The sequence below is a fragment of the Biomaibacter sp. TOL genome, assembly GCF_059717795.1.
Map to the genome: position 1 here is coordinate 2706220 of NZ_AP046092.1, position 17522 is coordinate 2723741.

The 17522-nt window shown below is 50.3% G+C and carries 16 protein-coding genes and 1 riboswitch; of the genes, 13 read left to right on the forward strand and 3 right to left on the reverse strand.

The features are described 5' to 3' along the window. The first annotated feature begins 54 nt into the window (after positions 1–54). From AC6I1H_RS13400 to rimI, 6 genes are all read left to right on the forward strand, one after another. Positions 55–873: a M55 family metallopeptidase gene (locus AC6I1H_RS13400; protein WP_497738045.1), complete on the forward strand. Its 819-nt coding sequence runs from the start codon at positions 55–57 to the stop codon at positions 871–873. Positions 874–887: 14 nt separating this feature from the next. After that, a complete protein-coding gene (locus AC6I1H_RS13405) occupies positions 888–2063 on the forward strand; it encodes an amidohydrolase (RefSeq protein ID WP_497738046.1) in 1176 nt (391 codons plus the stop codon). 165 nt (positions 2064–2228) lie between these two features. Beyond that, a riboswitch (FMN riboswitch) is annotated at positions 2229–2357 on the forward strand. 166 nt (positions 2358–2523) lie between these two features. Next, a complete protein-coding gene (locus AC6I1H_RS13410) occupies positions 2524–3138 on the forward strand; it encodes an ECF transporter S component (RefSeq protein ID WP_497738047.1) in 615 nt (204 codons plus the stop codon). Positions 3139–3286: 148 nt separating this feature from the next. Then, on the forward strand, positions 3287–3742 hold the full coding sequence (gene tsaE / locus AC6I1H_RS13415) for a tRNA (adenosine(37)-N6)-threonylcarbamoyltransferase complex ATPase subunit type 1 TsaE (RefSeq protein WP_497738048.1): 456 nt from the start codon (positions 3287–3289) through the stop codon (positions 3740–3742). After that, on the forward strand, positions 3742–4488 hold the full coding sequence (tsaB, locus tag AC6I1H_RS13420) for a tRNA (adenosine(37)-N6)-threonylcarbamoyltransferase complex dimerization subunit type 1 TsaB (RefSeq protein WP_497740801.1): 747 nt from the start codon (positions 3742–3744) through the stop codon (positions 4486–4488). Before tsaE ends, tsaB begins: the two co-directional genes overlap by 1 nt. Beyond that, on the forward strand, positions 4454–4915 hold the full coding sequence (gene rimI, locus AC6I1H_RS13425; protein WP_497738049.1) for a ribosomal protein S18-alanine N-acetyltransferase: 462 nt from the start codon (positions 4454–4456) through the stop codon (positions 4913–4915). The genes tsaB and rimI overlap by 35 nt, the downstream gene beginning before the upstream one ends. Before the next feature lie 108 nt (positions 4916–5023). Here rimI and tsaD read toward each other — a convergent pair whose 3' ends face one another. Together tsaD and AC6I1H_RS13435 are read right to left on the reverse strand one after the other, a co-directional pair. After that, a complete protein-coding gene (tsaD, locus tag AC6I1H_RS13430) occupies positions 5024–6034 on the reverse strand; it encodes a tRNA (adenosine(37)-N6)-threonylcarbamoyltransferase complex transferase subunit TsaD (protein ID WP_497738050.1) in 1011 nt (336 codons plus the stop codon). Between the two features lie 112 nt (positions 6035–6146). Then, entirely contained in the window at positions 6147–8024 is a 1878-nt protein-coding gene (locus tag AC6I1H_RS13435) for an ABC-F family ATP-binding cassette domain-containing protein (RefSeq protein ID WP_497738051.1), read from the reverse strand. A gap of 183 nt (positions 8025–8207) precedes the next feature. On the opposite strand from AC6I1H_RS13435, the gene AC6I1H_RS13440 reads away from it, so the two are divergent. The 7 genes from AC6I1H_RS13440 to AC6I1H_RS13470 all read left to right on the forward strand — a co-directional run bounded on the left by AC6I1H_RS13440 (position 8208) and on the right by AC6I1H_RS13470 (position 15020). Further along, positions 8208–8906, forward strand: a complete 699-nt coding sequence (locus tag AC6I1H_RS13440; protein ID WP_497738052.1) for a FadR/GntR family transcriptional regulator — start codon at positions 8208–8210, stop codon at positions 8904–8906. A gap of 161 nt (positions 8907–9067) precedes the next feature. Further along, positions 9068–9373, forward strand: a complete 306-nt coding sequence (locus AC6I1H_RS13445; protein ID WP_497738053.1) for a (2Fe-2S)-binding protein — start codon at positions 9068–9070, stop codon at positions 9371–9373. Next, entirely contained in the window at positions 9370–10461 is a 1092-nt protein-coding gene (locus AC6I1H_RS13450; protein WP_497738054.1) for an NAD(P)/FAD-dependent oxidoreductase, read from the forward strand. Before AC6I1H_RS13445 ends, AC6I1H_RS13450 begins: the two co-directional genes overlap by 4 nt. A 23-nt stretch (positions 10462–10484) precedes the next feature. Next, on the forward strand, positions 10485–10982 hold the full coding sequence (locus AC6I1H_RS13455; protein WP_497738055.1) for a 4Fe-4S binding protein: 498 nt from the start codon (positions 10485–10487) through the stop codon (positions 10980–10982). After that, complete coding sequence (locus AC6I1H_RS13460; protein ID WP_497738056.1) at positions 10979–11266, forward strand: (2Fe-2S)-binding protein; 288 nt, start codon at positions 10979–10981, stop codon at positions 11264–11266. Before AC6I1H_RS13455 ends, AC6I1H_RS13460 begins: the two co-directional genes overlap by 4 nt. Continuing rightward, entirely contained in the window at positions 11250–12395 is a 1146-nt protein-coding gene (locus AC6I1H_RS13465) for an NAD(P)/FAD-dependent oxidoreductase (RefSeq protein ID WP_497738057.1), read from the forward strand. Before AC6I1H_RS13460 ends, AC6I1H_RS13465 begins: the two co-directional genes overlap by 17 nt. A gap of 900 nt (positions 12396–13295) precedes the next feature. After that, a complete protein-coding gene (locus AC6I1H_RS13470; protein WP_497738058.1) occupies positions 13296–15020 on the forward strand; it encodes a PEP/pyruvate-binding domain-containing protein in 1725 nt (574 codons plus the stop codon). 64 nt (positions 15021–15084) lie between these two features. Here the strand turns inward: AC6I1H_RS13470 and AC6I1H_RS13475 are convergent, their stop codons facing one another. Next, on the reverse strand, positions 15085–17259 hold the full coding sequence (locus AC6I1H_RS13475; RefSeq protein ID WP_497738059.1) for a YcdB/YcdC domain-containing protein: 2175 nt from the start codon (positions 17257–17259) through the stop codon (positions 15085–15087). Positions 17260–17522: the final 263 nt, after the last annotated feature.

Genomic DNA, 17522 nt, shown 5'->3' on the forward strand with positions numbered 1-17522 from the left:
CTGACTTACACCGCCTTCCCCGCACATATCAAATAGAGAGAGGAGGTTTTATTTTTGAAAATCTTCATTTCAGCAGATATGGAAGGCATCTCAGGCGTCGTATCAATGGAACAGATAGAGCCCGGCGCAAGGGATTATGAAAGGGCCCGGCGCATGATGACGAGAGAGGTCAATGTCGTAGTCGAAGCCGCCCTGGAGTGCGGCGCTTCGGAAATAGTAATCAATGATTCCCATGACAATATGGACAATATTCTTATAGAAGAACTAAACCCAAAAGCCGTACTCATCAGCGGCAGCCCCAAGCCCCTGAGCATGATGCAGGGCATCGACGAAAGTTTCGATGCAGTTTTTTTTGTGGGCTACCACGCCAGAGCGGGCACCGGCCGGGCTGTGGTGGATCATACATATGCCTTTCGGGTCCTCAGTGCCAGGATTAACGGCCGGCTCATGAGCGAAGCCGGCCTGAACGGCAGGCTGGCGGGCTGTTTCGGCGTGCCAGTGGCATTTTTATCCGGAGACCAGAACGCCGTTGCCTGTGCAAAGGAGGAACTGAACGACCCGGTAGGCGTCGTGGTAAAATTAGCCGTAGGCCGCAATGCGGCGGTCATATATCCCTTCGATGTGGTGAAAGAAAGGCTCAGGGCCGGAGTAGCCGAAGCAATGAAGAGCCTGAAATCATTTAAGCCTACTGTGGAAAAAGGCCCGGTAGAGCTTGAAGTAAGTTTTTCAATTTCCGGCATGGCGGACATGGCTATGCTGATACCGGGGACATCCAGAAAAGACGGGCGCACGGTCGTGCACACCGCAAAAGACTACATGGACGCCTTTAAAGTGTTCAGGGCGATGCTTGCGCTGTCGCAGGGCGTAAAATGAAAGGAGCGTTTTGTATGATTGCAATAACCGGCGGTAGAATATATACCATGTCCGGAAAAATATATGAAAAAGGCACCGTTATAATCGAAAACGGCAGGATAAAAGAAGTGGTCGAGGGCGTAAAAACTCCCGACGGCGCCGAAATCATCGAAGCAGCCGGGAAATATGTATTCCCTGGGTTCATTGACGCCCACAGCCATGTGGGGATATTTGAAGAGGCGGTGGGGGAAACAGGGGAGGACGGCAATGAGTGGACCGATCCCGTGACACCCCAGCTGCGGGCCATTGATGCGGTGAACCCGGCGGACAGAGCCTTCGAAGACGCTGTCAGGGGAGGCATCACCTGCGCATTCACCGGCCCCGGCAGCGCCAATGTCATAGGGGGCCAGTCCATCGCTCTCAAAACTCATGGTAAAGTGATAGATAAAATGGTGGTAAAAGCTCCCGCCGGCCTCAAAGTGGCCTTTGGAGAAAACCCCAAGAGGGTTTACGGGGAACAGAAAAAAATGCCCTCCACCAGGATGGCTACTGCCGCACTCCTGAGGGAAACCCTGGTGAAGGCGTTAAACTACAAGAAAAAAATGGAAAAGGACGCAAAAGATCCCGACAAAGTCGTGGAAAGGGATCTCAAAATGGAAGTCCTGTGCGATGTGCTGGACAGAAGAATCCCCCTGCGGGCCCACGCCCACCGGGCCGATGACATACTCACCGCCATCCGCATAGCCCGGGAGTTTGACGTGGATATCGTGATAGAACATTGCACCGAAGGCCACCTCATCGCCGACGAACTGGCCGAAGCGAAAATTCCCGCAGTGGTGGGGCCTTCCCTGACCTGCCGCTCCAAGGTGGAACTCAAAGACCTCAGCTTCAATACTCCCGGCATACTGGCCAGCAAGGGCGTAAAAGTGGCGATAATGACCGACCATCCGGTGATACCCATCCAGTACCTGCCGGTTTGCGCCGCCCTGGCCGTGAAAGAGGGCATGAGAGAAGAAGACGCGCTCAGGGCTATCACCATCAATGCCGCGGAGATAATCGGAATAGCGGACAGGGTGGGAAGCCTGGAGGAAGGCAAGGATGCCGATGTGGTAATCTGGGACGGCCATCCGCTTGATATAAAATCAAGGCCTTCCACCGTAATAATAGACGGCAGGATAGTATATAAAAGAAACTTTGATTCTAAATCCTAGGGTACAAGACCCGAGGAATTAAAGCGGTACTTTTTTAAAACATAATGCTGTAGAAAACTTGGCCCGAGAGTTTCATGCTGCATTTTAAATAAGTATTGAAAAAAAGATAAAAACATGCTAATATATAAACGATATCATGATATCAATTGAATACAGAGTTTAATTCAAAACCTTCAGGGCAGGGTGAAATTCCCGACCGGCGGTAAGCCAAAAAGGCGAGCCCGCGAACTCCTAAGGGAGCCGATCCGGTATAAGCCGGAGCCGACAGTACAGTCTGGATGAAAGAAGGTGTATTATTATTGATTTTGTTGCCCTGGGGTTTTCTCCGGGGCTTTAATTTTTGGCGAAACTGAGTTGAGTCAGGGGACGGTTCCTTGACTCAACAAAGTGAGTCAAGGAACCGTCCCCTGACTCAATCCCCTGACTCAAAAAGCTATTTTATCATACGAGGAGGATATTTATGACGGCTGTCAATCAAAAAACCTTGAAAAGCGAGATTTATCAAACCAAAAACCTTACAAAGACAGCGGTCCTGGGGGTCCTGGCGTTTATAATCATGTTTGCGGAATTTCCGCTGCCCATGTTTGCCGCTTTTTTGAAAATCGACTTCAGCGACGTGCCGGCGCTGCTGGCGGGTTTTGCCATGGGACCCTGGGCCGGAATAATGGTGGAAGTGGTTAAAAACTTCCTGCACCTTTTCAAAAGCCAGACGGCCTTCATCGGAGAAGCGGCAAATCTTCTAACGGGTATTTTGCTGGTAGTTCCGGCATCGTTGATTTACTCCATGCACAAGAGCAAAAAGACCGCCATTATCGGACTTTTGGCGGGAACCGTCATAATGGCAGTGGGTATGTCCATAGCAAATTACTATGTCATCGTGCCGCTGTACCAGAAAATACTGAACATTCCCACCCAGGCGGTGGTCGCCATGGGTGCCCAGGCCAATGCACGGGTGGTGGACCTCAAGACCCTGGTGGTGTACAGCATATTGCCCTTCAATATTATTAAAGGCATTCTTCTTACCATAGCGACAGCGCTGATTTATAAGAGGCTTTCACCCCTGCTGCACCGGTAAAAGGAAACTAAATTTTATAAAACTTATAAAACGGCGTCGTGTGGCGCCGACTTTTTTTGCCCTGCCGGCTGTTTTCCATCCTAAGCCTTGTAATTCGCCTATTAATGTAATACAATATATAGAAATAGACAACTTTTAAGGGATGCATATGGACAGAATTTTTGAAACCACAGGCCGGAATGAAACGCAAAAGCTGGGGGAAGCTCTGGGCAGGCTGCTGAAAGCGGGGGATTTTCTCGCCCTGACGGGCGACCTGGGTGCCGGAAAGACCGCATTTACCAGAGGAATAGCCCGGGGGCTCGGCATCACTGAAGATATCACCAGCCCCACATTCACCATCATCAACCAATACGAAGCTGCGGTTCCTCTGGCACATATGGATGCGTATCGGCTTCGGGACCCCGATGAGCTGGAAAATATAGGATATTACGATTATCTGGAGGACTTTGTCGTGGTGCTGGAATGGGCGGACCGGGTTGAATGCCTGATTCCGAAAGATGCACTGAGGATAGATTTCACGGTGCTAGATGAAAACCGGCGCAGCATAAGGTTTCATTCCCAAACCCCGCACTTTGACAGAATACTTCGGGAGTTGAATGTTTGATGTATATTCTGGGCATAGACACTTCTTCCATGGTAGCCACCGCGGCGGTTATGAGCCCGGAGAAGCTGCTGGCCGAGTACATTGTGAACAACAAAAAAAACCATTCGGAGAAGATGATGCAGGTGGTGGACAGGGTGCTGCAGGACTCCGGCATAACCCCTGAGGGCCTGGATGCGGTGGCGGTGGCCATAGGTCCGGGCTCTTTCACCGGCATCCGCATAGGCATGGCCTGCGCCGAAGGCATGGCCCACGTTCTCGGAAAGCCCATGGTGGGGGTTAACACGCTTGACGGCCTGGCATATAATTTAATGGGGGAGAACGGTTTCATATGCCCCGTGATGGACGCCCAGAGGGGAGAAGTTTATACGTGTCTTTACCGCTGGGAGGGCGGCAAGTTGAAGAAACTTGCGGAATATGAAGTCGTAAAAGCCGAAGTCCTGCTTGCAAGGCTGTCGTCGAAAAAGGAGCGAACTGTGGTCCTGGGCGATGGAGTGCCGGTTTTAGCCGGAGCGTCGGATGAAAAAGGGCAAAAAATATGGGAGGCGCAAAATCTCGTCGTCGCGGCGCCTCCCGCCTTTGCCATGCCCAGGGCATCTTCCATAGCAGCGGCAGCCATGGACGAATATGCTCGAGGCGGATTTGACACATGCTATACCATAAAGCCTTTTTATATCAGAAGGTCCCATGCGGAGGAAAAATGGGAGGAGCAACATGGAAGAGCGAGCGCCGGAAGATGTGACAATTGAGATAATGAAAATGAAGGATTTGGACGACGTGCTGGAGATAGAACACCGGTGTTTTACAAACCCGTGGTCCCGATATGCTTTTGCCTGCGAGCTTCGAGACAATGATTTTTCACGCTATATTGTGGCAAAAGTCGGCGATAAAATAGTTGGTTACGGCGGCATGTGGATGGTGCTCAACGAAGCCCATGTGACCAATGTGGGAGTCCTGCCCGAATACAGGGGCGAGGGCATCGGAGAGCTCATTATGCGAAGCCTCATTGCGATAGCGAAAGACAACGGCGCCGACAAAATGACTCTCGAAGTGAGGAAAAGCAACTATGTAGCCCAGAACCTGTATTCAAAGCTGGGATTTGAGCCCTGCGGCATCCGTCGGGGATACTACGTCGACAACAAAGAAGACGCCGTCATCATGTGGCTGAATTTATGATATTTATCCACATATCCACAGACTTATCCACAGAAAAACCTTAAAAATATACCGTATCCGCAGGTTGTCCACAATATCCCCAGAATAAAAATCCACAAATCCACATGGTTAAAATAAGCTTAAAGTCGCATGGGCATTTAAGTCCATACTCGAGCATTCCCCGGCTTTATGCCTATAATAACCCGCACAGGCTATCATGGCGGCGTTGTCGGTGCAGAAAACCGCCGGAGGAAAATGGACCGTAAAATCACTTCCCGCCCGTGCCGAAAGTTCATGTCTGAGTTTGCTGTTGGCCGCCACCCCTCCGGCAATGGCGATGGTATTCACATTTTTAACGCGCGCAGCCGCAAGAGTGTTTTCCACCAGAGCGTCCACAACTGCCTTCTGAAAGCTCGCCGCCACATCTTCCACAACTATCGGGATATTCTTCATGCGCATCTGGTTTAAATAATTGAGCACAGCGGATTTTATGCCGCTGAAACTGAAGCTGAAGTCCTCTCCCCTGACATGCGCCACAGGAAAGGAAACGGCGTTTTCATTGCCGCTTCTTGCGGCCCTGTCGATGAGCGGGCCTCCGGGATAACCAAGCCCTAGAGCCCGGGCGGTCTTGTCGAAAGCTTCACCGGCTGCGTCGTCCACCGTCCTGCCCAGCACCTCATACACTCCGTAATCCCCCACATACACTATGTGAGAATGTCCTCCCGATACCACCAGGCACAGAAACGGGGGTTCGAGGTTGTTCTCCAGAAAATTGGCGAAAATATGCCCCTCAATATGATTTACCCCTATGAGAGGCTTTTTTGCGGCATATGCCAGGCCTTTGGCATAGGATACCCCCACCAGCAGAGCCCCCACCAGGCCTGGGCCGCAGGTCACCGCCACCAGGTCGATATCGGAAAAATCAGCGCTCGCATCATTCAAAGCCTTCTGCGTTACATGGCATATGGCCTCGAGATGCTGGCGGGATGCTATCTCGGGCACCACGCCGCCGAATTTTTCATGCCACTTTATCTGAGAAAAGATGACGTTTGAAAGCACCCGGCGGCCGTTCATGACCACGGCTGCCGACGTCTCGTCGCATGATGTTTCTATGCCCAGCGTCAAAAAATCTTCAGCCAATCCGATTCCGCTCCTTATTCTAGTTTAAATTTTGAGTCAGGGGACGGTTCCTTGACTCAACTTGTTGAGTCAAGGAACCGTCCCCTGACTCACTCAATCCCCTGACTCAATATCAAAGATTCTCATAAAGCGCTTCCAGTTCCTCCGACGCGGCCCTGTAGCGGGCATTTACTTCCTTTGCCCTTTCGGGGTTGCCGTAAACTTCTGGCAGGCACAGCAGACGTTCCAGTTCTTCAATTTCTTCTTCCAGCGCCAGAATCTTCTCCTCGAGCTGTTTTAACCTCTGTTCCTCCCGCCTTTTCTCCTCCCTCTGCTGCCTTTCCTCGCGCCTCGCCTTGCGCAGCCGGGTCTTGTTCTCCACGGGCTGCTCCTCCCGGGGCTTTTCCATTTTTTTCTCCAGGTAATAGTTAAAACCGCCATCAAAATCCCGGATGCCTTCGGAGGTAAATTCCCAGATGCGGGTGGCGATTTTTGAGAGAAAATACCTATCATGGGAAACGGCTATAATCGTGCCGCCGTATTCCAGGAGAGCCTGTTCGAGCTTCTCTTTAGATATTATGTCCAGATGATTTGTGGGCTCATCCAGCAAAAGCAGATTCGCCCCCTGCAAAATGGCTTTTGCCAGAGCAACCCTGCTCTTTTCGCCGCCGCTCAATACGCTCACGGGCTTTTCCACGTCCTCGCCGGAAAACATCATGCTTCCAAGAAAAGAGCGCACCTGGGTCATGGAAAGCCCCGGTGCGGAGCTCCACACCTCCGAAAGCACCGTGGAATCCGGCGAAAGCCCTTCCTGTTCCTGGGCGAAATACGCCGTCTGCACCTTGTGGCCTAAATACACATCCCCGCCGTCGGGCAAAAGCTCTCCCGCCAGGATCTTGAGAAGTGTGGACTTTCCGATGCCGTTTGGCCCTATGATTCCGATGCGCTCCCCGCGAAAAACCTTCAGGTCCACGGAACGGAGAACAACCTTTTCTCCGTAGGAAAAATCCAGGCCGCAGGCCCGGAGCACTTCGCGGCCGCTCGCCTGCTCCATTTCGAACTTCAGTCTCACGGAAGGCTGTCCGCTCCGGCCGGCTGCGGTATCGGGCGACAGCTCCTCCAGCATTCTGCGGCGGGTTCCGGCCTGGACATAATTTCTGTGGGATATGAAGTTCTGAATGCTTTTCTTCAGGCGCTCGGCTTCCTTCTGCCTGAGGATTTCGCGCTTTTGCTCAATGGCGAGATTTGCATTCTTCTTCTTTATAAAATCCGAATAATTTCCGGAATATATTGTCAGACGGTGATTTTCCAGTTCGAAAATCCTTGTGGCGATTCGGTCGAGAAAATATCTGTCGTGGGATGCCACCAGCACGGCGCCGGGGTAATCTCTCAAAAATCCTTCCAGCCACTGCAGGGAATCCATGTCAAGATAATTGGTGGGCTCGTCTAAAAGCAGCAGTTCCGGGGATTGAAGCAGCATGCGCGCCAGAGCAAGCCGGGTCTTCTGCCCGCCGCTCAAGGCGGAAATCGGGGTGGCCGGATCCTCAAATCCCAGGCCCTTCAGAACTCCTCGGATACGGCTCCGGATTTCATAGCCTCCGCCGCTTAAAAAAGCCTCCGAAAGGGCCGAATACCTTTCCATGAGACGGGAAAGCGCATCCTTGTCACCGTAAACCTCCGGGCGGGACATCTGCTCTTCCAGTTCCCTAATCTGTCTTTCCTGCTCCCACTGGTTCACAAATACGGATTCCAGCGCGTCGCCTACGGTTTCAAAACCTTCGGATCTTATATCCTGGGCAAGATACCCTATGGAGACACCCCGCCCGATTGAAATGAAGCCCGAATCGTAAGGCATCCTGCCTGCAAGGATCTTGAGTAGGGTGGTCTTGCCCGCACCGTTTAACCCTACAAGCCCTATCTTTTCCTTTTCTTCTATTAAAAAACTCACATTCTGAAGTATCGTTTCCGCTCCAAAGCTTTTGACGAGATTCGATACGGAAAGTATGGCCATTCAATAAATCACCCGTTCAACAATACTACAGTATATGTTAGCACAGGCGGTGGCATAAAACAAGATTTCATCAGCTTTTAAAAAATTTAATTAAATTTTTACGAGAGACAGGAATCTCGAAAAAAATATCGAAATATATATAACAAAGTGGGTTACCCAGTAGCCCGGATATTGGAGGTAGGAATGGATTTTCAGAAAGTAAAAAACGTCAGACTTTACGAGTCCATAATCGAACAAATCAAAAACATGGTGGACCTGGGGGAAATGAAGCCCGGCGATAAATTTCCTTCTGAAAGGGAACTCATGGAAAAGCTTGGAGTCAGCAGGGCGGTGCTCCGGGAAGCCTTCAGAGTGCTGGAGTCACGTGGGCTTGTGGAGAGCAAGCCCGGCGGCGGGCGTTACCTTAGAAAAGTTGACGGCTTCCAGCTTCAGGGAAGCACTTCGATGGACCTGGAGAGGTTCGCTCTGGTGGATGTGGTGGAGGCCAGGGAAATAGTTGAGGTAAGGGTGGCCAGGCTTGCGGCGGAGAGGGCTACGGATCAGGAGTTGGAAAACTTGCTGGCGCTTGATGAAGAGTTTCATGGAAACAGATCAAACCTTGCCGAATACAGGGAAAAGGACCGGGACCTGGCATTTCACATAGCACTGGCGGAGATGGCACATAACTTCATGCTCAGGGAAATGGTGAACTTCATGCTCACTCTTACCCGGGACCTCCGGGAAAAAGCTATTCTGGATTACGACGACTGGATTATGCTGTGTGAGCAGCACAGCGACATAGTAAGAGCCATTGTGAAAAGAAACGGCGCTGATGCGGCGTACAGGATGTCGTTGCATCTGGAAAGCCTGCGCCGGGATATTCTGAAGGGGAAAATAAAGTGACAATATTCACAAATTGCTTTGCACCGGGGAGGAGAAATCCTGCAAAAGGGGGGATGCATGTTACTATCCAGTATTATCCGCAAAATATAAGGAAAGGAGTGATATATTTCCAAATATCTCACTATTGTATATTTCTTGAAATTTACAAAGGAGGGACAAAAATGCGAATAGTAAAACACCCCATTCTTTCTTTTGAAAGAGGCAGGGAAGTCGAATTTACTTTCGACGGCAAGAAAATGAAAGGATACGAAGGAGAACCCATAGCCGCAGCCCTCCACGACAACGGCGTGAGGGTTTTGAGCTACAGCAAGCACCTGCACAGGCCAAGGGGATTCTACTGCGCCATAGGAAACTGCTCGTCCTGCCTTATGACTGTGAACGGCGAGCCCAATGTCAGGGTTTGCACAGAAAAGCTCCGGGAAGGCATGGTTGTAGAAACGCAAAAGGGAAGAGGTGATATCAAATGAAGAAAACCGAGATAGCGGTAATTGGCGGAGGGCCTGCAGGTCTTATGGCTTCTCTGGCCGCTGCCGAAATGGGAGCCAGGGTAACCCTCATTGACAGGAATTCCAGGCTGGGAGGCCAGCTGGTGAAACAGACCCATATGTTCTTCGGTTCGGAGAAGGAATATGCTTCCATAAGAGGTATAGACATAGGAAAAATCCTCTCCGCCGAAGTGCTCAAAAACCCCAGGATTGAAACCATGCTGGATTCCACGGTCATAGGGTATTATCCCGATGACGGAGTTCTGGGTGTGGAAGTTGAGGAAAAAACCTTCGTGAAAATAAAACCCGAAAAAGTGATAGTGGCCACCGGCGCCTCGGAGAAATTCCTGCCCTTTGAAAATAACGACCTGCCCGGCATATACGGGGCCGGAGCGGTACAGACCCTCATGAACGAACACGGCGTGGTCCCCGGCGAAAATGTGCTCATGGTGGGAGCCGGAAACATAGGCCTCATAGTAAGCTACCAGCTTATACAGGCGGGAGTCAATGTAAAGGCCATCATCGATGCTGCTCCCAACATCGGAGGATACTGGGTCCATGCCTCTAAAGTGGCCCGCCTGGGTGTGCCCATAATGACATCCTATACCGTAAAGGCAGCCTATGCCAATGAACTTACCGGAGCCCTGGAAAGAGCCGTTATCTGGCAGGTGGACAACAAATGGCAGCCCATACCGGGGACCGAAAAGGTGTTAAAAGTAGATGTAATATGCATTTCCGTGGGACTTTCCCCGCTGGCGGAGATATTGTGGCAGGCGGGATGCAAGATGAAATATGTACCGCAGCTGGGAGGACACGTAGCCCTCAGAAATGAAAACATGGAAACCACCGTACCCGGTGTGTATGTGGCCGGCGATGTGGCGGGCGTGGAAGAGGCCAGCAGCGCCATGATAGAAGGCAGGCTGGCAGGCCTCAATGCCGCCAAGAGCCTGGGATATGACAACGGCACCTTTAATGAAAAAAGGCGGGAAGCCCTGGAACAACTTGAAAGTCTGCGCTCGGGTCCTGTGGGTGAAAAGATTAGACAGGGTCTGGCTCAACTGGTATCATAATTAGTATCAAGGAGGGAAAAAGGATGCTCTGCACAAATGGAATTCCCACCGCCGAAGACCTGGCCACAAGAATTCCGCCGGAAGAGAGGCGGAAAAAGGGTCCGGTGGTGATGATAGAGTGTTTTCAGAAGATACCGTGCAACCCTTGCTATACGGCCTGCAAACATGGAGCCATTCAAAAATTTGAGGATATCAATGACCTTCCGTCCGTGAATTTCGACAACTGCAATGGATGCGGCCTTTGCATAAGCAAGTGCCCGGGTCTTGCCATATTTGTCATAGACGAGACCTATTCCGAAACCCAGGCCACCGTTTCGCTTCCATTCGAGTTTTTGCCACTTCCCCGGGAGGGGGAAGAAGTGGATTTATTAGATCGCAGCGGAACAAAAGTAGGCAGGGGCAAAGTGTTGAAAGTTAGAAACGGAAAATATGAAGACAGGACTCCGGTCATCACCGTGATAGTTCCGAAAGAACTTTCCATGGTTGTAAGGAACATTAAGGTAGGGGGCGATGTGTCATGACGAAAAGCAAAACCATCATATGCCGTTGTGAGGATGTGACCCTGGAAGATATAGAAGCCGTCATCGCAAAAGGTTATACCTCCATGGATGAGATAAAACGCATCACCCGGTGCGGCATGGGGCAGTGCCAGGGCCGCACCTGCAGGACTCTGCTGCTGGCGGAGCTGGCAAAAGCCACCAATACCCATCCCAATGATATAAAGATAACCACTTTCAGGCCCCCGGTGAAAAATGTAAAAATGTCGGTGATACTGGGAGGGATAGAAGATGAAGAAAACAGCTGAGGTGGTTATAATAGGCGGCGGGATCTCCGGCTTGTCTATAGCCTTTAATCTGGCATCCATGGGCATGAGAGATGTCGTTGTCCTGGAAAAAAGTTACCTGTTCAGCGGCTCCACCGGGCGCTGCGGTGCGGGCGTAAGGCAGCAGTGGGGTACCGAGATGAACTGCGCCCTGGGCAAGGCCACCTGCGAAATATTCGAGAACCTCAATGAAATACTGGACTTTGAAGATGACATCGAATTCAAGCAGGGCGGATACCTGATGATGGCCATCACCGAAAAGGAAGTGGAACAATTCAAGAAGAATATAGAGCTTCAGCACAGCATGGGCATACCATCGGTGATGCTGACCCCGCAGGAAGCCCTGGATATTGTGCCCGAGCTCAACATCGAGGGGATTTTGGCGTGCACCTTCTGCCAGAAGGATGGTCATGCAAATCCCTTCAAGACCATGCAGGCTTACGCCGAAGCCGCCAAAAGGCATGGAGCTGAAATATACACCTATACCGAAGCCACCGGCATCGATGTGGTGGAAGGCCGGGTGAGAGGTGTTCAGACAAATAAAGGATATATTTCCACCGACAAGATAGTCATAGCGGCCGGAGCCTGGTCAAAACAGGTGGGAGAAATGGCGGGCTGTGATGTGCCGGTGAGGCCAGAACGCCACCAGATCCTGGTGACGGAGCCGGTAAATCCCATCCTGGGGCCAATGCTCATGTCCTTTGCCGGAAATATCTACCTGCAGCAGGAGCCCGGAGGAGAATTCATCATGGGCTTCGGCAAGGACGAGCCACCGGAGCATAAGGTCACATCCACCTGGGAATTCGTGGAGACCATGTGTCAGAAAGCCACCCGCTACCTGCCCTACATGAAAAACGTGCGCATAGTGCGCCAGTGGGCGGGCCTTTACGAGATGTCTCCGGATGCCCAGCCCATCCTGGGCAGGGCCGAAGAAGTGGAGGGAATTTACCTTGCCACGGGATTTTCCGGCCACGGCTTCATGTTCGGCCCCATCACGGGTCAGCTTATGGCCGAATACATCCTGGGCCTCCCCACCACCCTGCCCATCGACAAGCTGGACGTAGGAAGATTCAAGAGAGGAGAACTCATATTCGAACCCTCCGTCGTCTGATTCATGCGGCGGTACTGTGTGACACATCCTTGCCGGCACCTTTGAAAGGTCGCCGGCTTACAAAAATGAGTCAGGGGACGGTTCCTTGACTCAACTTGTTGAGTCAAGGAACCGTCCCCTGACTCACTCCCCTGACTCATCCCGAACCCGCCGGACAACAAAAAGAGCCCGCAGTGACCTGCGCTGCAGCTGTCACGGATCACTGCATAGCCCACTGCAGCCTTTCGGCTGCAATAGACCATTACGAAACCCGCAACAACCTGTGCTCGACCATCGAGAGTCCCTTAGAAACCTGCGGCAACCTCCCGGCTGCCCCAGATCTCCAATTATTACAATATAAGTATTATAAAAATACTCAATATTGTAAAAATCTGCGGAACCCACGACGATCTTTGCTCGAATGCCCTGCATCCCTTTTGACCACGTGACAGCAGTTGGGCTGCCACGAAGCCTTACAGGACGCATGACACTCTGCCCGCCGGCCTGTGCCGAGCCCCAAGACCCGGCACAGACCTTTGGCCGACTGTCGGAAAACCCGACGGGGATCTTCCGACAGTCTTGGCTCGGCCACTGCGAACCCTCACTATTATGTTGCCCCGCGACATCAAAAATATGCACCCCTTTTTCAAAAAAATTTTCCCGTGTCACTGGGAAGGTTCCATTGACACACTCCGGAAGTTACCGAATTAAAACCTTATTAAAATAATTTAAATTTTGTTTGATGATGATATAATAAAAGATGAACGTGGCGGCTACTGCATAAAAAACTATAGCAGCGCCGCACAAAAAGCTGCAGTGCCTGATGCACGAAAAGCTGTGGCAGCGCCGCACAAAAAACTGCGGTGGCATTAACATGCGCCATTTTACGTTTTTTAACCATATAACCGGAGGTGGGTACTTATGGCCAAGTGGAACGACAAAATCAAGGAATACATAGCCTTCGACCCTTTGAAATATCCGGAATTTCGAAAAAGGACCATTGGCACCGGAAGCATAGGCGGGAAGGCTAAAGGCTTGCTTTATTCAAGCATGGTGTTAAAACAGAAAGATGATGATATTTTAAAAAACGTTGTCATTCCCGAAAGTTATTTCATCGCTTCCAGCATGTACGACGATTATCTTGCCCAAAACGAGATAGACCTTATCATAGAAGAATCTCCCAACGACATAGATAAGATTCGCCAGGCCATTTTTGACGGAGAATTTTCAAAAGAAGCCCGGGGGCAGTTTGAGAATATCCTCCGTGAACTTACATGTCCCCTGGCCATAAGGTCATCTTCAATGCTGGAAGACAGCGTGCGCTTCTCCTTTGCCGGAAAGTACTTCACCACCTTTATCCCCAACACCGGCACCATGGAAGAAAGGCTCTCCCAGCTCATCTCAGCCATAAAGCAGATCTATGCCAGCACCTACGGCAAAAACGCCGTAGTATACAGAAAAAAGCACGCCCTTTCCGAAGAAAGAATGGCGGTTATCATCCAGGAGCTTTTCGGAAAAAGGCGGGGTGCCGGCTTTTATCCCGAAGTGGCGGGAGTGGGGTTTTCCGAAAATTACCGCCGCTTTACCGAAAGGATAAGAAAAGAAGACGGAGTGGTCAGGGTGGTGTTCGGCCTCGGCACCAAGAGCACCTCCAGGGGCTATGCCAGGACCTTTTCCCTGACAAACCTGAGCCTGCGGCCCGAAGGTAATAATGCTCAGGAGATCGCCAAGTATTCCCAGGAGACTTTTGACATGCTCAATATGGAAACGGGGCAGCTCGAATCCTATAACATAAATGAGAGGCTTGATATAGTAAAATACCACAGCAATTTTTACCGCCTAGCGTCCATTTATTCAACCACAGAAAACATGGTAAACGACCTTTCGCCCGTGTTTGCCGGTCCCCGGCCGGGAGAAAAGATAATTTTCACTTTCGACAGATTTCCGTCTTACAGGCCGCGGTTTTTCGAGCTCATGAAGTATCTGTTTGAAGTGCTGGAAGACGCCATGGGCATAGCGGTGGATGTGGAATGGGCCTACGAGCCTGAAGACCCCAGATTTGCCCTTCTCCAGGTGCGGCCCCTTTCCAGCTGGGAAGAGTACAGGAAAATAAAAATACCCGATGACATAAAACCCGAGGACATTCTCCTGTCCGGAGACCACATGCTCACCAACGGCGTGCTGCGGGGCGTAAAATACCTGGTGTACGTTGACCATGACGAATTTTACAAAAGCCCCGACAAACACGCCATCGCCCGGGAAGTGGGCAAGGTGAACGACGTGCTTGCCGGAGAAAAATACATACTGGTGGGCCCCGGGCGCTGGGGTTCCAGCAACCCGGCACTGGGCGTTCCTGTGAACTACAACGAAATCGCAAACTGCGGCATGCTGGTGGAAGTCGGCATCCAGCGCAAAAACTTCACGCCGGAGCTTTCCTACGGCACCCACTTCTTCGCGGACCTGGACGTGGACGGCATCCTCTACATGCCCGTGTTTGACAACCTGGAAACCAACATAATAAACTTCGACTGGTTCAAAAACGCTCCCAGAAAGGCCACCGGCCATAAAGCTGTATGGGTCTATGAAGGCAAGTTCGATGTATTTCTCGACGGCGACCACATGAAGGGCGTAGTGATAAAAAAATGAGTGAGTCTGAGTCAATCCTCCCCTGACTCAACCCTGACTCAAAACTTTCCCGGCTTACTTTGACTTACTTTTCCATCTTCAACATCCTCACCAGCACCACCGCCGCCTGGGCGCGGGTGACGCTGCCCCGGGGCTCAAACCTGCCGTCGATGCCGGTGATAAGTGAAAGTCCCATGGCTATGGCCGCATGACCCTTATAGGCTGGCGTTATGGCTGATGCATCCTTTGCGGGAACGGTGTAGATACTGTTGATTGACGCTACCTTCTCGAATCCAAGAGCCCTCACTACAAAAGCGGCCATCTTTTCCCTGGACAAGGGCCTTTGAGCGTCCACCTCGCCCTGCTTCACAATGCCCGCCTTTATGGCTGCATCGATGTAATCTTGAACGCTGCCTGAATCTTCATCGGACTGTGCGGCATTATTCAGAACTATATCGTTATTTATCGGGCCGCGGCCTGTGGCCATCATCAAAAGCCTTATAAACTCTCCCTGGCTTATGACATCATCGGGGCGGAATCTGTCTTCTCGAGACTGTATTATGCCCATGTCCACAAGAAGCTGTATATCGCCTTCTGCCCAGTGACCCTTAATATCCGTGAATGAGGTAACGGATTCGTTATGCTCTTGGATGGGGTTTCCCTGATAATCGAGCGGTTTTAAGTTAAAAGCATCGAATGTATACGAGGCCGAAGGCGAAAGCTTATAGACAAGATAGAACCTGTTTTTATCCATTTTTTCACTGTACACCCTGACATATGAAAGCTCAAGCCCGGTGTCCCGCAAAAAACCGGCTTCTGCGTCTTCTTTTGAAATTGCGCCGTCAGCCTTCGGGAAATTTCTTTCCTGCCAGCTCATGTCGTAGATTGTTATCTTACCGGTAACGGCATCCACCGAAATCGAAAACCCGTTATTGGGGTAAGGTATATCTCCAACCAGCCTAGTGAATCTGAAATAATGCTCCCTGATTTTTTCGGGGTGTTCTTGATTGTCTGTTTCCTCCAGCTTTATGCTGGCCATTTTTTCCGGCTGTATCTTGTTCAGAAAGTTCTCCGCAATCTTCTGTGCAGCAGACCTGTCATACTTCTGGGTAAAATCGCTGCTGTTCATGCTGTCATCCCAAATATAAAAACTCAACAGATCGGATGATGTAGCATCTACTCTGGCAGTAATTGTTCCGTATCCGCTCTTGTCTTCGGATTTTTTATTCCAACTCAGGTTCCACACCTTCTGCCCGGGATTGTCATAATCCTCGTAGAGATTGGCGTAATTCTGCTCATAACCTTCGGGGATGGTCAGATATTTCTGGACGACTTTCACTGCCGCCTCTTTAGTGATACAGTTTTTGGTGGCTTCAACTTCCTTCTGCTCCTGTGGAGTGAGTTCCTGTTTTGCGGCGGATTTCATATAAGAATCGTCACTGCCCATGCCTCTATAATAAGGACCATAATTCGCATTATCCATAAATTCGCCGGAAACTGCGTCTATGAGCACCGACTTAGGATTGTCGATGGTGTATACCAATTTTACATTGTCTTCTCTAGTATTATAATTAAAATATCTTTTATATTCCAGCTTCAGCCCGGCTTTATTCTTAAATATCTTTTCCGCTTCTTCCATTGAGATTATATTGTCAGATGGCGGCAGCTCATCATAGGACCAACTGAAGCTGTAACTCTCGATTTCACCGGTGCTGGCGCTTACGTCGATGTAAAACCCGTCGCCCTCTACCGGGATGTCCTTTACAACCCTGACGAAATTGAATGAATAATCCTGCTGGTAACGGTTTATCAGAGGCCTGTAGATTGGCTCCTGCTGCTTGCGGTATATAGTCTTTGCAAATTCTTCTGGCTGGTGTTTTTTTGCAAAATCTTCGGCGATTTTCCGTGCTTCTTCCTCAGACACCTTTGGTATAAGTGAAGGTTTCTGGTTGGAATCAGAGCCTTTGTAAAAATTTAGGTTCAGAATATCACCCGTATCGGCATCTATTGAAGCATTCAAGCTGCCGTAAGGCTCCTTGGAATTCGACCAGTTCAAGTTCCATATCTTCCTATCATTATCCTCATTGTAATTGATGTTAAACACATCGTAACCGGAAGTGTCAAACATGCCCTTTATCTTCTCGATGGCCTTTTCCTGAGAAAAGGCGGTATTCCCCTGGGCGTAAGCGCCGGGGATGAATACCGAAATGGTAAAAACAATAGTCAATGCCAGCGCTGCAAAATATCTCAGCTTCTTCATTGCAAAAATGCCTCCTTTTACAATAATAAATCAAGTGAGTCAGTGAGTCAGGGGACGGTTCTCTGACTCATGTTACTTCATGCGATCCCATCTCTGACCCCGGTAAATGATAAAATGATATTTATACACCTCCCTCCCCAAGGCTTATTCTTCATTCTATAATATTTAGACGTAAAATATGATAAAAAGTTCCATGCTTTTTCCTGAGTCAGGGGACGGTTCCTTGACTCATGATTTACCTATGATATATAATATAAAAAGCA

What these genes read in the sequence shown, in the direction of transcription:
- AC6I1H_RS13405 (WP_497738046.1), top strand. Translation starts at nt 888, where the DNA reads ATGATTGCAATAACCGGCGGTAGAATATATACCATGTCCGGAAAAATA.
- AC6I1H_RS13410 (WP_497738047.1), top strand. Translation starts at nt 2,524, where the DNA reads ATGACGGCTGTCAATCAAAAAACCTTGAAAAGCGAGATTTATCAAACC.
- tsaE (WP_497738048.1), top strand. Translation starts at nt 3,287, where the DNA reads ATGGACAGAATTTTTGAAACCACAGGCCGGAATGAAACGCAAAAGCTG.
- tsaB (WP_497740801.1), top strand. Translation starts at nt 3,742, where the DNA reads ATGTATATTCTGGGCATAGACACTTCTTCCATGGTAGCCACCGCGGCG.
- rimI (WP_497738049.1), top strand. Translation starts at nt 4,454, where the DNA reads ATGGAAGAGCGAGCGCCGGAAGATGTGACAATTGAGATAATGAAAATG.
- AC6I1H_RS13435 (WP_497738051.1), bottom strand. Translation starts at nt 8,024, where the DNA reads ATGGCCATACTTTCCGTATCGAATCTCGTCAAAAGCTTTGGAGCGGAA.
- AC6I1H_RS13440 (WP_497738052.1), top strand. Translation starts at nt 8,208, where the DNA reads ATGGATTTTCAGAAAGTAAAAAACGTCAGACTTTACGAGTCCATAATC.
- AC6I1H_RS13445 (WP_497738053.1), top strand. Translation starts at nt 9,068, where the DNA reads ATGCGAATAGTAAAACACCCCATTCTTTCTTTTGAAAGAGGCAGGGAA.
- AC6I1H_RS13450 (WP_497738054.1), top strand. Translation starts at nt 9,370, where the DNA reads ATGAAGAAAACCGAGATAGCGGTAATTGGCGGAGGGCCTGCAGGTCTT.
- AC6I1H_RS13455 (WP_497738055.1), top strand. Translation starts at nt 10,485, where the DNA reads ATGCTCTGCACAAATGGAATTCCCACCGCCGAAGACCTGGCCACAAGA.
- AC6I1H_RS13460 (WP_497738056.1), top strand. Translation starts at nt 10,979, where the DNA reads ATGACGAAAAGCAAAACCATCATATGCCGTTGTGAGGATGTGACCCTG.
- AC6I1H_RS13465 (WP_497738057.1), top strand. Translation starts at nt 11,250, where the DNA reads ATGAAGAAAACAGCTGAGGTGGTTATAATAGGCGGCGGGATCTCCGGC.
- AC6I1H_RS13470 (WP_497738058.1), top strand. Translation starts at nt 13,296, where the DNA reads ATGGCCAAGTGGAACGACAAAATCAAGGAATACATAGCCTTCGACCCT.
- AC6I1H_RS13475 (WP_497738059.1), bottom strand. Translation starts at nt 17,259, where the DNA reads ATGAAGAAGCTGAGATATTTTGCAGCGCTGGCATTGACTATTGTTTTT.